Raw genomic sequence first — 13,890 nt, forward strand, 5'->3', positions numbered from 1 at the left:
ACGGCTTTGCCCGGCAGGCGGGCGCGGCGGGGCCAGCTTCGGCCATGACGCGGGCAAGGGCAAGTCACGCGGCAGAGAAGACGGATCCGGCTCCATTCTCTGCATCAGTTCCGCCGCAAGCGTGACGAGATAATGGCATTTTCACGCAATGTTGCGAAGGCCTGGCCCGGGGCAGGGCAGGGGCTCAGTCAACCTCCTTCAGCCGCAGGGCCAGGATCCAGCCCGCGACGAAGCCGCCGAGATGGGTTTCCCAGGCCAGCTGGCCGTTCATCGCCCACCATAGCACAAGATTGAGCGCCACCAGCCCAAGCAGCGCGCGCCAGACCGGGGTCAGGCTTTCCGCGCTGGCGCGGCGGATGCGCCAGTTCAATCCGACATGCGCCCCCGCCAGCCCGAACAGCGCCCCGGAGGCGCCGACCATGGGCAGGGGCTGCGAGGACAGAAGCGCGAAACCCGCCGCGCCGCCCACGGTCGAGACGGCATAGAGCAGGATCAGCCGTGCCGGGCCGAAGCGCTCGCCCAGGGGCGGGCCCAGCGAGAAGAGCGTCATCATGTTCACCGCGAAATGCACCGCCCCCGCATGCAGGAAGCCGTAGGTCAGGAACATGGTCCAGGGTTGCAGCGCATAGTTCGGGCGCCAGTTGTGCAAGAGGCCCGACCAGAAGCCGGCATTCTGAAGCGCGAGGTTGCGCCAGCGCGGCGTGCCCCAGAGCCCCCAATCGGCGCCCGAGAGCAGCAGTTCCGGCAGAAGGCAGAGCAGGAAGATGCCGATCACCACCGGGTCGCACCACAGGGGACGCGCCATGGCATCCTCGGGCAGGTCTTTCTCTGCGCTCCGCCGTGGATCGTCTTCTGTCGCCTCGCCCACGCCGTCCCCCCTTGCCCCTGCCGGGTCCGAAGATATCGCGACAGGGACCCCGCTGTGCAACAGTGGACCCTCAGCCGCGGGTCACGCCGGGTTGCGGATCACAGCGGCACATAGCGCGGCAGCACCGGCAGAAGGTCGCGCATCAGCCGCTGCAGGCGCGCCTCGGCCTCGGCCTCGGTCTCGTTGGTGTTGATCGGCGTGGTGAAGCGCACCAGCGCGCCATCGGTGCGGCCGATGGCGATGCCATCCCAGATCACGCTGGCCTTGGCCATGTAATCATTGGTCATCCGCTTGCCGCGCTGCTCGAACCAGTAATAGACCAGCTGCTTGGTCATGCCCTTCTGGATCACCGCGCGGTTCACCTCGAAACTGCCATAGGGCGTGTCGGGCATGTCGATGCGCTTCTGCTCCAAGGAGAAGATCTCCCAGCCGCCGACCGGCAGGCAGACCTCGGGCGAATGGATGCCATCGCCATTGGTCTGGTTGGAATAGAAGGCCGAGAAGAAATGCACGAAGTCGCGCTCATCCGGGGCCTTGAAGGCGACATTGGCATAATCCGTGGCGGCGAGGACCCGTTCGATATCGGGTTCCAGCGCCGAGCCCGAGCCCTCCCAGAGACCGACCTTGCGCGGAAAGACATTGAAGCTTTCGCGGGCGATCGGAACAGCCTCGCCCACGCCGCGCCAGGTGACGAAGCCCGAGAAGGCCACGGTCAGCGCCACCGCCACCGCCAGCGCCCGCGAGGGCGAAATCGTGAGGATCCGCCCGAAGATTCCGCCCAGGCCGCGGGTATCAAGATCGATCGCCTCGACCAGCGACAGCGGATTGGGTTGCAGCCGTTGCAGCACGACCGCCATCAGCGCGAGGATGCCGATGCACATCAGGAAGATCACCCAGCCCTCGAAGACATGCAGGAAACCCTCGGCCTGTTCGGTGCCGTAGGAATTGACCAGGATGCCGATCACCCCGATGCGGAACGAGTTCATCAGCACGGTCAGCGGCACGGCCGAGAGCATCAGCACCGCCTTGTGCCAGAAGGGGCCGCGATAGAGGATCGCCGTCAGATAGGTGAAGGACAGGATCGGGAAGAGGTAGCGCAGGCCCGAACAGGCCTCGGCCACCTGCAGCTTGTAGACGCCCAGGTCGATGATATTGCCTTCCAGGAAGACCGGCACCCCGGCCAGGCGCACGAACCAGACGCCGATGATCGAGGAAATCTCCTGCAGGAAGATGTTCATCTTCCAGTAGACGACCTGGGGCAGGGGCAGCATGAAGACCAGGTGGATCACCGGCAGCTGGTGGCGGATGCCGCGCTTCCAGCCGAAGACGGTCAGGACGACGCCGCCGATCCACAGGATCATGGCATAGGTGACGATATCGGGCACCCGCGCCATATTGCCCAGAAGCGCCACAACCAGCGCGACGGCGATCACCACAACGCCGCCGCGGCGGTCATGCGGCTCTTCGCGCGCGGGCGGCGCATGGCGCAGTTCGCGCAGGAAGAGATAGAGCGAGATGAAGGGGATCAGCGGGCCATGGCTGTATTCCGGTGTCGACCAGGCCTCGGCCAGCGAGACGAGGCCGATCCAGAACAGCGGCAGCGATCCCGCCACCAGGGCCGCGAACCAGAATAGTCCCGGCGCGTTGAAGCTGCGCTCCAGGGAGAGGTCCAGTCCGTTGGTTGCCGACATTGCCCTTCTGTCCCTTTCACCACAAACCCTGGGACCGTGGCGTCCCTGAAAATCACCGTTCCGCCCTGGGGCAAACCCAGCCAAGCCTAGCTTGCAGCCGCAGAAAAGGCGACGGCGAATCCAGCCGACGCACCGTGCAGGGCTGCGCTTTCACCGGCTTGTGAGCAGGAATGGTGGCAAACTCATGTCGCTTGCGGGGCCAAGGGCCCGGCCTGCGCTCAGGGCGAGAAGGTGATCGCTTTCTGCAGCGTCAGGAACACGGAATTCGACCGGGCCGTGGCTTCGCCCTCGCGATCGCTCTCGGTCAGGGCATAGCCGCCGCGCAGCTGCCAGTCCTGGCCCAGGTCATGGCTGTAGGTCAGGCTCAGCCGGCTGCGGCTGCGGTCGGCACCGGCCCTGTCGCTGTCCGTGTCGAGATAGTCGATGTCGAGGCTGAGGTTGCTGAGCGGGGTCAGCGCATGGGACAGGCCCAGGCCCAGACGCATCGTGTCGCGCGTGGAATCGTCGCTCGAGCTGATCTTGCGGCTGGCCGACAGGCTGAAGGCGCCCCGCGGCAATTCGCGGTCAAAGGCCAGCGTGCCCACGACGCCGGTCTCGCCCTCGCGGAAGCTCGGGCCCAGCGAGACCGAAAGCGCGCCATTGGGCAGCTCCATGTCGCGGCTGAGCAGCAGATCGGTCCAGGCCTCGCCATCGACGGTGATGTCATGGCTGAGCGACAGCCCGATCGAGCCATTGGCCAGGGCGCGGCTCAGGCCCAGGCTGGCATTCAGCCCGTCCTCCGAACTGCTGACCCGGCCAAGGCCAAGGCCTTCTTCGCTGTCGATCCAGGTCTTGCCGACCGAGAAGGACAGCGAGGTCGCCGGATCCAGCGCATAGCTGCCCCCGACCGAGGCGCGCCTTGTGCTGCGTTCGGTCTGCGGGGCATCCTTGGCGCTGTAATCGGTCTGCGACAGGCTCAGCCGCAGCGACAGCCGCTCATTGGGGCGCAGCGTCGCGCCCAGCGAAAGCGTGTCGCGGGTGGTGTCGTAGTAATCGGGATCGGTCGTGTCCTGATAGTCGCGGCCGTAATGGCTGGCGGCAATGTCAAAGCCCAGCGGCCCGGCGATCCCGGTCTCGAAGCGCAGGGATGCGCTGGTGGTCCTCCGGCTGCCGTCATCGCCGGCGGTCAGGTCGCCCTCGTCGATCGGGGTGCTCGGGTCATCGACCAGGCGCAGCGGATCGAAAAAGGCGATGTCCGAGCGGTTGATGCGGCCGTTCAGCGTCAGGCGGCTGTTGGCGCCCTCGCGGCTATAGGACAGGGCGGCGGTCTGGTCGTCGAAATCGCTGCCGCCGCCCGCGCCCGGAATATCCGACAGGCGCCAGACGCCGCTGGCATCGAAGGCCAGCGCGCTGGTGGCGGTCTCGGTGGCATAGGACAGGCCAAACCGGTTGTCGATCCAGCTGCTGGTTCCGGCCGAGACCGGGTCGAGATCCAGATTGTCATTGGCGGTGAAGGTCGAGCCGAAGCTGAAGGTCAGTGCCGGGTTCGGCGCATCCTGCGCCCCGGCCATGCCTGCGGCCAGCAGCGCAATGCCACAGACCCCCGCCCCTGTCAGGCTGAGGGCAGTCCGCCGCCGGGACGGGGCGCGCGGGACGGGCGCAGGGCTCATCGCGGCGGCCCTTATTCGAAGAGCTTGCGCTGGGGCACCACGACGACATCGCCAGCGCCCAGCTGGGTCATGCCGCTGATCCGGCCGGGGCCTCCGCCGACAGAGTTGAGGTCGAAGAGATAGACCGTCTCCCCGCCCGAACCGTCCTTGCGATGCAGTTCGATCCGCTTGGTGGCCGCGAATTTCGACAGGGCGCCGGCCTGGGCCAGGAACTGCAGCAGGTTGGTGTCAGGCTTGACCGTCTTCAGCCCGGGCGCGGCGACCTCGCCCATGACATAGACATCCATGCCCGCCGGGGCGGCGGCAACGCCGCCGCTGCTGACCTTGGGCTCGGCGACGCGGTCGACCGAGACATAGACGGTCGGCGGCGAGGCGAAGCTCGGGGCAAGCGCCGATGCCAGGGCTGCGGCCAGCTGGTCGGGCGTCCGCCCGCCGGCCTTGAGCGTTCCCGCTTCGGGGAAGTTGATCGAGCCATTCGGCAGAACGAGGGTCGACCGGCTCAGGCTCGGATCTTCGAGCACTTCGATCTTGATCACGTCGCCCGCGCGCAGCGCATAGCCCGCATCCTGGGCGAGCACCGGGCTCGACAGCAGCGCCAGGGCGGCGAAGAGGCTGGCGGCGACGGCTGACAAAAATTTCGCCATGGGGTCCTGTCCATGCAAAGGATTCCGGCACAGCATCGAAAAATTACCCCGGCGCTGCAAGCCCGTCTGGATCGCCAAGCGGCGACTGCGGCGTTTCTGTCGCGCTTTCCGCCCGGTCGAACCCCTGTTTTTCGCTCGTTTTCCCCGCGCGCAGCGCCCTGCGCGCGGAATCGGGTCGCTTGTCCGGCCCCATGGGCGGAAATCCGCGTCGCACCCCCGCCGCGGATCAGTTGTTGCCCTGCGGGGGCAGGGCCTCGATCCGGGCGATCTCGGCCTTGACCTGATCGACCAGCACCTGCGGCGGGGCCGGAACCTGGGCCTCGATCCCGCGCAGAAGCGCCAGCGCCTCATCGCGCCGGTCCAGCGCGCCATAGGTCATGGCCAGGTGATATTGCACCGTCGGGTCCTTGGGCAGGCCCTTGGCGGCGGCTTCCAGATGGGGCAGCGCCTCGTCGAGATTGCCGCGGCGGAAGGCGATCCAGCCATAGGTGTCCTGGAAGGCGGGTTCGGTGCTGTCGCGCAGGCGACGAGCGATCACATGGGCGCGTTCCAGGCTCTCGGCATCGCTCTTGCTGTTGGCCAAGAGGCTCGCCAGGTTGTTGGCGATCACCGTCATGTTGCTGTTCTCGGCGTAAAGCGCCTCATAGACCGCGATCGCGCCGTCGACATCGCCGGATTTCTCCAGAACGCCGGCCTGGGACCAGCGCAGCATCATGCTCTTGGGCAAGGCGGCCAGCGCCTTGTCCAGCGTCGCGGCCGCCGCCGCCGAATCCCCGGACTGGGTCTGCATGCTGATCAGCGCCAGCCAGGCCTGTTCGAAAGCCGGGGTCTTGGCGGTCAGCGCCTCGAGCCGCGCCAGGGCCTCGGGGTGCTTGCCCACGGTTTCCAGCAAGAGCGCGTGGAAAAGACCGGCCTGCGGATCCTCGGGATATTTCGTGTCCAGCGCCGCAGCCTGGGCCAGCGCCTCGTCCTGCTTGCCCTGGTTCAGCATGTCGCGCACCAGAAGGATCTCGGCGCCAAGCCCCTCGGTCTCGGTGCTGAGCTGCTGGAGGAATTGCGACAGCTCCTCCTCCTTTCCGCTGGCGGAAAGAAGACGCGCCTGAAGCTCGCGGCCCATCTGCCGGGCCGCGTCGGTCTTGCCGTCATTCAGCGTGCGCACGACGTGATCGGCCCGCGCCCAGTCCTTCATCTGGAGGTAAAGCCCGCCAAGCGCGCCCAGAAGCTGGGGATTGTCGGGCTGGCGGCGCAGCGCGTTGACGAGCACATCCTCGGCCGGCAAGAGCTTGCCCTGGCTTTGCAAGAGGGCGGCATAGCGCAGGGATTCGCCCGGGGCCTGGCCCGAGACGATGACCGCCTGCGACAGCATCTCGGCCATGAGATCGGTATTGCCCTCGCGCTCATGCACGCGGGCCATCAGGGTCAGGATCTCGGGATCGTTCGGGCTCTGCTCCATCGCGCTGCGCAGCGCGATCAGCGCATCGCCGGTCTTATCATCCTCGATCAGCCATTGCGCCTTGATCTTCAACGCCTCGGCATTGGTGGGCTCGTCGGTCAGGATCTGCTCGATCGTGGCGCGCGCGCCCACCTCATTGCCGACCGTTGACATCATCCGGGCCAGCGCGACCTTGATCTTGTTCAGCTCGGGCGCCTCGGGATGGTCGGCGATGACCTTTTCCATCTCGGCAATGGCGGCGTCGCGCTTGCCATCCTCGAAGTCGAAGCCCGCGAGCATCGAACGGTAAAGGGCGGCATGGGCCGAATCCGGCCGCGCCTCGAGGAGCGCGGAGATCTCGGCCCGGGCGGCCGCGGCCCCCTTGACCTCCATGAGGAACTGGATCAGTCGGCCCTCGGCCTCGAAATCCTCCTTGGCGGGGTCGATCTGCGCCCGCAGTTCGGCTTCGGCCGAAGCGGTGTCATTCTGCACGACATACCAGCCGATCAGCATGTTGCGCGTGGTCTGATCCTCGGGCTTGCGGGCGACCATGGCCTTGAGCTGCTTGGTGATCTCGGCGGTCTGGCCCAGCTCGTAGAGCACGGCCAGGCGCACGGGATAGAAATCGTCATATTCCGGGTTGAGGGCGATCCCCTCATCGACCAGGGCCAGCGCGGCCTTGTAATCCTGCTGGCGCATCGCCTCGTCCATCAGGAACTTGCGCAGCAGCGGCAGCCCGGGCGTCGCTTTCAGAAGGGCCCGCGCCTCATCGATGATCTTGGCCATCTTCGCATCGTCCTTGGCGGTCAGGGCGCTGCGGTAATCGACGATCATCACCAGGGTCTTGGCCTCGGGATTGGCCGGATCGGTCTCGGCCGCGCGGCGGGCATAGGTGGTGGCATCATCCCAGCCGCCATTGCGCATCGCCATCTCGGCCAGGGCCAGATTGCCCTCGAGATCGTCAGGATATTGCTCGACCAGGCGCAGATACTGGCCATAGGCCTCGCGCAGATCGCCCCGCTCGCGCATGATGCGGGCATAGGTCTGGCGCGCTTCGCGATGCTGGCCGTTCAGCTGGAAGACATTGCGGAACTCGACCAGGGCGCGGTCGGTATCGCCCTTTTCCAGAAGCTCCATCCCCGCCTTGTAATGCTCTTCGGCCTTTTCCTCGGAAGACTGGCAGGCCGCCAATCCGCTGATGACAAGGGCCGAGACCGCGGCGAGAACAAGACGTCTGATCATAATCTACCATCCAATATTCATCGCCCGCGACGCGGGCGCAGATTTTTGCCGACAGTATCACAGCGATCTGCCCTGCGCATGACGAAGCGGACCCTGTCGGTCAAAATCGACAAAACCATGGCGAAGCTGTCGTGCCACCAAGGCAATCTGCCGCATCGGGCGCGGCTCTGCTCTTCACAAGATTGCGACAGGGGACAGGACCCCGCCTGTTGTATGATCCCCGGGCGTGCGAGGCCGGTGGACAAGATGCTGCGAATGCACAATCATGCCGCGATGCAGATCTGCGCGTATGGAGGCGCCGGGCTTTCCGCCCCGGCCGGACAGCCGGAGGCGGGCGACCGGTGAACGCCATAATTGCGCCTTACATTTTCACGACCTGCAAGGATAAATCTGCCAGAACATCTTGCCGGGGCCTGCGGCCCGATCTGGACAGCGCGCCTCGCATGCGGGGCCGGGAACAACGAGTGGAGCCTGAAACGGGTCTGACATGGAACGACGACATCGCGCCAGTTCCCCCCGTGGAGTATATTGCCTGAGATGAAATATTACCTGACCCTCTTCCTGCGCCGCCTGCCGCTTTTCCTTCTGGTGGCGATGGTGATCTCGGTCATCTCCTTCGGCGTGGCGCTGTCGCTGCCGCCGACCTATGTCTCGCAGGCGCGTTTCCTCCTGGAATCCTCGCAGATCCCCAGTGAACTTGCCCCCCCCACCGTCAAGACCCCCGACCGCGAGCAGCTGCAGCTTTTCGAGCAGATGCTGCGCAGCCGGTCCAATCTTCTCGACATCGCGCGACGGCTCGACGTGTTCGACAACATCGGCCGGATGACCCCGGACGAGATCGTCGCCCAGATGAACGAGAAGACCAAGGTCGGGATCAGCATCACCAAGGATGGCGCCTCGATCATGACGGTCAGTTTCGAGGCCCGCTTCGGCAAGACGGCCGGGGCGGTGATGAATGAATACATGACCCTGATCCAGCGCGCCGATGCGGAGAACCGCACCGGCCGCGCCGGCCAGACGCTCGACTTCTTCCAGCAGGAGGTCGACCGGCTTTCGGCCGAGATGAGCGCGCTCTCGACCAAGCTGGTGGAGTTCAAGACCGCCAATGCCGATGCCCTGCCCGATGGCCAGGCCTATCGGCTGAACCAGCAGGCCATCCTGCAGGAACGTCTCTCCCAGGCCGAGCGCGAGATCGCGACGCTGAAGACCCAGCGCGACCGCACGGTCGAGATCTACAAGGCCACCGGCCAGATCGATGGCCTCGCCGATGCCCAGCAGACGCCCGAACAGAAACAGCTCGCCACCCTGCGCCAGGAGCTTGACCAGGCGCTGACGGTCTATGCGCCGGGCAATCCGCGCATCAAGGTGCTCGAGGGCCAGATCAAGAAGCTCGAGGAGGTCGTGGCGAAACAGGTGGGCGGCCAGGCCGGTACCGTCTCACCGCTGGATCTGGCGCTGGCGCAGATCGATGCCCGCATCCAGGCCTTGCAGGAACAGAATGCCCAGACCCAGACCGAGCTTGACAAGATCAATGACGCGATCCGCCGCAGCGCCGCCAATGAAGGCCAGCTGAACGCCATGGAGCGCGACTATGCCAATGTCCAGGCGCAGTACAACAATGCCGTGGCGGCGCTGTCCAAGGCCAGCACCGGCGAGCGGATCGAGATCCTTCAGCGCGGCCAGCGCCTGACCATCCTGGAACAGCCCACCGTCCCCAACTCTCCCACCCGGCCCAACCGGGTGCTGATGGCCGGGGGCGGCACGCTCTTCGGCATTCTGGCCGGGCTTGGCCTGATCGTGCTGATCGAGAAGCTGAACAGCGCGCCCCGCCGCCCCGAGGCGATCGTGCGCAAGCTTGGCATCACGCCCCTGGCCACCCTGCCCTATATCCAGTCGCATCGCGAAGTCTCGCGCCAGCGCCGGATGCGCATCCTCGTCCTTCTGGCGATCGTGATCGGCGTGCCGCTTCTGGTCTGGGCGCTGCACAGCTATTACATGCCGCTCGACATCCTGGCCCAGAGGGTGGGCAAGAAGCTGGGGATCGACTGGTGATCCCGGCCCTGCAGGCCCATCGCGGGATATCGGCACAGAAGACGGCCCGACCGGCCGGGAGGCAATGATGGAACGGCTTCAATCAGCGATCGAGAAGGCCCGCGGACAGCGGAGCGTGCCGCCCGCCCCCGCGGCGACTGCGGCACAGGCTCCGGCCCCGGCGGCACGGGCCGCCGTTCCGCCCGCCGATGATCTGGCGACCCGCTGGCAGGCCCTGCGCCAGCTGGATGCCGGGGCGCTGTCGCGCAGCAACCCGCAGATCGTCACCCTGCGCCCCGGCGGAACGGCGGCGGCGGCCTTCGACATCTTGCGCACCAGGATCAGCCAGCAGGCACAGATCAACGGCTGGAAGAAGATCGCGGTGATCTCGCCGCATAGCGGCTGCGGCAAGACGCTGACCTGCGCCAATCTCGCCTTCAGCTTCGGCCGTCAGGCCGAGCTGCGCACCATGATCATCGATTTCGACATGCGCCGCGCCGCCCTGGCCAAGGTCCTGGGCCAGAAGCCGCAGCATACGATGGGCGATGTGCTGGAAGGCCGCGTCGCCTTTGGCGATCATGCGATGCGCCATGGCAACAATGTCGCCATCGGGCTGAACAGCGGCCCGGTCGACAAATCCGCCGAGCTGCTGCAAAGCAACCTCGCCCGCGATGCGCTGGCCGCCATCGCCGAGACCTATCGCCCCGATCTCATGCTTTTCGATGTGCCGCCGCTGCGCGCCACCGATGACAGTATCGGCTTCCTGCGCCAGGTCGATGCCGCGCTGATCATCGTGGCGGCCGAGGAAACCCCGATGAGCCAGATCGATATCGCCGAGCGGCAGGTGGCCGAACTGACCAATGTCATGGGCATCGTCCTGAACAAGTGCCGGATCATGGACGGGGACTATGGCTATGACAGCTACGGCTATACCGCCTGATCTGGCCGTCATCATTCCGCATTACAATGATGTCGCGCGTCTGGCGCGCTGTCTGGCGGCGCTGCGCGCCCAGCTGACACCCGGCACCGAACTGGTCGTGGTCGACAATGGCTCGACCGAGAGCCTTGATCCCGCCCGCGCCGCCCTGCCCGGCGTCCATATCGTGACCGAACCCGCCAAGGGGGCGGCGCTTGCCCGCAACCGCGGCGTGGCCGAGACCACCGCCCCGACCCTGGTCTTTCTCGACAGCGATTGCCTGCCCGCGGCGGACTGGCTGGCCATGGCCCGCGCCACCGCGGCCCGGAGCGATGGCGATCTCTTCGGCGGGCGGATCGATGTCTTCGACGAGACCCCTGCCCCACGTTCGGGGGCCGAGGCTTTCGAGGCGGTCTTCGCCTTCGACTGGCAAGGCTATGTCGAGAAGAAGGGCTTCACTGTCACCGCCAATCTGGTGACGCGCCGCGATGTCTTTGCTGCGACCGGCCCCTTCATCAACGGTGTCTCCGAGGATCTGGACTGGTGCCAGCGCGCCACGGCCAGAGGCTTCCGCCTGCGCACCGCCCCGGATCTGCGCGTCGGCCACCCGTCGCGATCCGACTGGCCGGCCCTGCGCAAGAAATGGCTGCGCATGACACACGAAGCCTATGAGCTGAATGGGGCCCGGTCACGGCCTGCCTGGGCGCTGAAGGCCTTGGCCATGCCGCTCAGCATCCTGGCGCATCTGCCGAAACTCCTGGTCTCGCCGCGCCTGTCCGGCGCTGGAGAAAGGTTCCGCGGGGCTGCGGTGCTGGCCCGCCTCCGGTTGCAGCGCATGGTCTGGATGCTGCGCCAGGCTTTGGGGCGCGAGATCTGATCCGGTTCTGACGGTCAGTACGCAAAAGGGCGGCCCGAAGGCCGCCCTTTGTTCAGAAGAACCGAAGCCTCAGGCTCAGGCGGCTTTCTTGGCGCGGCGGCGCAGGGCGCCCAGGCCGAGCAGACCACCCGCCAGCATCAGGCCTGCGGCCGGAACCGGAACCGGCGAGAAGCTGATTTCCGCAACGTCAAAGCCATCGCGGCCAGCAACGACCGGGCTGGTGTCGACGATCTTCAGATAGCGGAAGGGGGTCGAGACGAGGAAGGAATAGCCGCCGCCGGTTTCTTGGGCCTCGAAGTTGCCGACCGATGCGACCTTCGGATCCGTGAAGTTGGTGTCATTGCTGACGAAGATGTCCGCGGTTTCCAGGTAATAAGCCAGCTTGAAGGTCACTTCGATGATCGTGCCCATGCCATAAAGCGACGAGCCGAAGTCGAGGACCAGATTGCCGCCAAGGCCCAGCGAGTAGAACTGGTCACCATCGGTATAGGCGTCGAAAAGCACGTAGGGGTTCGAACGGTCGGCGGCAACATTGGTGCCGTTCTGATCGGCCGAAACGACATCGACGGGATAAACCGGGGCGGCGTTCGCCTGGCCGACAAACGCGGCGGTTGCGAGCGCGAGGCCCAAAAATGCTTTCTTCATGAGCTTTCATCCTTTGATATGAGAAAACCGGCCCCGGGAGACCGGCGGAACAAGAGGTACTCATGAGCGATATCAACCTAAAAACGCTCACCTGCTTCGTCAGCATAGCCGCAGAGCGCATTTCAGACAAGATTGGCGCTGGTGAATTAAGGAAAAATTAAGGCTTTTACGGGGATTACTCTGGGTAATCAGACGGCAAGAATAAGTCAATCTTGGGTTGTATTTTAGGCTGATCGTTTCCAATATCGCCGCAATATCGCCATCTCGGGCATTTTAACCTAAGCAGCGGAAACGTAAGGTTTTCCGGACCCTGTCCCAGCCAGAAATGCCGATGAAACCCGGCCGGGTGTCCGGGCCCCGCAGCCGAGACCTTCCCGCCCTCGCGCATCCGTGATTCGCCGCAGCCTGCGGTCACAGCCTCTGGTTTCCCCCGGGCCCATTCGGTGTATGCTGCATCCGCTTCCGGCCGGACGGCTGCGGATCCCGATAGCCCTGTAGAAAGGCCGCCCTTGTCAGAAAGCGCTTCTCCCTCTCCCGCCGCCCGGCGCTACCCGCAGGCGCAGGACAGCAAGACCCCGCTCATCATCATCCTGCTCCTGATCCTCGTGATCATGGTGCCGATCGAGCTTGGCTTCAACATCGGGCCGCTCTTCTTTACTTGGTCCCGGTTTTTCCTCGTGATCATGGCCTTCGTAATCCTGCCAAAGCTCTGGACATTGGAGCTTCGCCTCCATGACTGGTTTTTCATCGGCCATGTGGCCTGGACCTGCATCGCCTTTGCCCATGTCTATGGCCTGGGGAATTCGATTGAGCGCTCAGGGACCTATGTGCTTGAGTTTCTTATCGTCTATCTGACCGCGCGGATCTACCTGCAGCATCTTGAACAGATGCGGGCAGTTTTCGGCACCCTGTTCATCATGGTGATCGTCTCAGCTATCGCAGCCTTTCCCGAGGCCATGACCGGCATCCGCTACGTGCATGACTTCGCGACATCCCTCACCGGGACGACCTACAAATACAATTCCGAAATCCGCATGGGCATCACCCGGGCCACCTCCTTCTTTGAACATCCCATCCTTTACGGCGTCTTCTGTTCGTCTCTGTTCAGCCTGATGTGGTTCACAAGCAGCGTGTCGCAACGGATTTTCAAGACGCCAATCATCGCCCTGGCCACCTGGCTCTCCGCCTCTTCGGCCCCCATCCTGATCCTGCTTTTGCAAGCCTTCCTTGTCCTCGTGGAGCGTGTGACACGCACAGTGCAGAACCGTCTGCTGATCGTGACAGGTATTGCCTTCACACTGGTGACCATTGCTCAAGCCGCCACAGGGCGGGGCTTCGCTGGGATTCTTGCGATGGTCACGCTCAACCCCGGCACCACCTATGTGCGGCGGATGCAATGGAATTTTGCAATCCAAGATGTCTTGCGCCACCCTTTACTCGGCTTCGAACCCTCGACTTGGACCCGCCCCTTCTGGCTGGCCCCCAGCATCGACAATTACTGGCTACTGATGATGATGCGCTCGGGTATCCCCTCACTGATCCTGCTGGCGCTCTGCGTCTTCTTCATCTGGCGCAACATGGTCCGGCGCCAGAACATGCCGCAGCTCTATGATCAGATCCGCATTGGCTGGGGCCTGATGATGGTCGCGCTCATCATCGGCGCCGCAACCGTCGCCTTCTTCGGCAAGCTCCAGCCGCTCATGGCCTTCTATCTCGGCCTCGGCTCTGCCTTGGTAAGCTGCCGCGTCCCCGAGGCGAAGGATGCCTCTGCCCCGGCAGAAGCACCGCCCGGCGGGATAAGATACAGCCGCTTCGCCCATAACAGAAAGCCGCCAGCTCCCGCAGCGCGGCCCAACCCCTATGCCAGATCCGGTGATAAATGATCGGGCACGGCA

10 protein-coding genes are annotated in these 13,890 nt (G+C 64.9%); 4 read left to right on the forward strand and 6 right to left on the reverse strand.

What is annotated here, in order from left to right; all coding sequences use genetic code 11:
• Positions 1-184: 184 nt before the first annotated feature.
• From ACED67_RS20915 to ACED67_RS20935, 5 genes are all read right to left on the reverse strand, one after another.
• Positions 185-868, reverse strand: coding sequence for a rhomboid family intramembrane serine protease (locus ACED67_RS20915; protein ID WP_395543677.1), 684 nt, complete (start codon positions 866-868; stop codon positions 185-187).
• A gap of 98 nt (positions 869-966) precedes the next feature.
• On the reverse strand, positions 967-2,559 hold the full coding sequence (xrtD, locus tag ACED67_RS20920) for a VPLPA-CTERM-specific exosortase XrtD (RefSeq protein WP_395543678.1): 1,593 nt from the start codon (positions 2,557-2,559) through the stop codon (positions 967-969).
• A gap of 218 nt (positions 2,560-2,777) precedes the next feature.
• On the reverse strand, positions 2,778-4,208 hold the full coding sequence (locus tag ACED67_RS20925) for a TonB-dependent receptor (protein ID WP_395543679.1): 1,431 nt from the start codon (positions 4,206-4,208) through the stop codon (positions 2,778-2,780).
• 11 nt (positions 4,209-4,219) lie between these two features.
• Positions 4,220-4,852 carry a polysaccharide biosynthesis/export family protein gene (locus ACED67_RS20930; protein ID WP_395543680.1) on the reverse strand — a complete coding sequence of 211 codons (633 nt, stop codon included), beginning with the start codon at positions 4,850-4,852 and terminating at the stop codon, positions 4,220-4,222.
• 226 nt (positions 4,853-5,078) lie between these two features.
• A complete protein-coding gene (locus tag ACED67_RS20935) occupies positions 5,079-7,526 on the reverse strand; it encodes a tetratricopeptide repeat protein (RefSeq protein ID WP_395543681.1) in 2,448 nt (815 codons plus the stop codon).
• Between the two features lie 537 nt (positions 7,527-8,063).
• Between ACED67_RS20935 and ACED67_RS20940 the strand changes: the two genes are divergently transcribed.
• The 3 genes from ACED67_RS20940 to ACED67_RS20950 all read left to right on the forward strand — a co-directional run bounded on the left by ACED67_RS20940 (position 8,064) and on the right by ACED67_RS20950 (position 11,350).
• Complete coding sequence (locus tag ACED67_RS20940; protein ID WP_395543682.1) at positions 8,064-9,578, forward strand: GumC family protein; 1,515 nt, start codon at positions 8,064-8,066, stop codon at positions 9,576-9,578.
• Positions 9,579-9,645: 67 nt separating this feature from the next.
• Complete coding sequence (locus ACED67_RS20945) at positions 9,646-10,497, forward strand: CpsD/CapB family tyrosine-protein kinase (protein WP_395543683.1); 852 nt, start codon at positions 9,646-9,648, stop codon at positions 10,495-10,497.
• Complete coding sequence (locus ACED67_RS20950; protein WP_395543684.1) at positions 10,466-11,350, forward strand: glycosyltransferase family 2 protein; 885 nt, start codon at positions 10,466-10,468, stop codon at positions 11,348-11,350. Before ACED67_RS20945 ends, ACED67_RS20950 begins: the two co-directional genes overlap by 32 nt.
• 75 nt (positions 11,351-11,425) lie before the next feature.
• Here ACED67_RS20950 and ACED67_RS20955 read toward each other — a convergent pair whose 3' ends face one another.
• A complete protein-coding gene (locus ACED67_RS20955; RefSeq protein WP_395543685.1) occupies positions 11,426-11,995 on the reverse strand; it encodes a VPLPA-CTERM sorting domain-containing protein in 570 nt (189 codons plus the stop codon).
• 509 nt (positions 11,996-12,504) lie between these two features.
• Here ACED67_RS20955 and ACED67_RS20960 point away from each other — a divergent pair.
• Positions 12,505-13,878, forward strand: coding sequence for an O-antigen ligase family protein (locus ACED67_RS20960; protein ID WP_395543686.1), 1,374 nt, complete (start codon positions 12,505-12,507; stop codon positions 13,876-13,878).
• Positions 13,879-13,890 lie beyond the last annotated feature (12 nt).

This window comes from Neotabrizicola paludis (assembly GCF_044142105.1).
GTDB lineage: Bacteria > Pseudomonadota > Alphaproteobacteria > Rhodobacterales > Rhodobacteraceae > Pseudogemmobacter.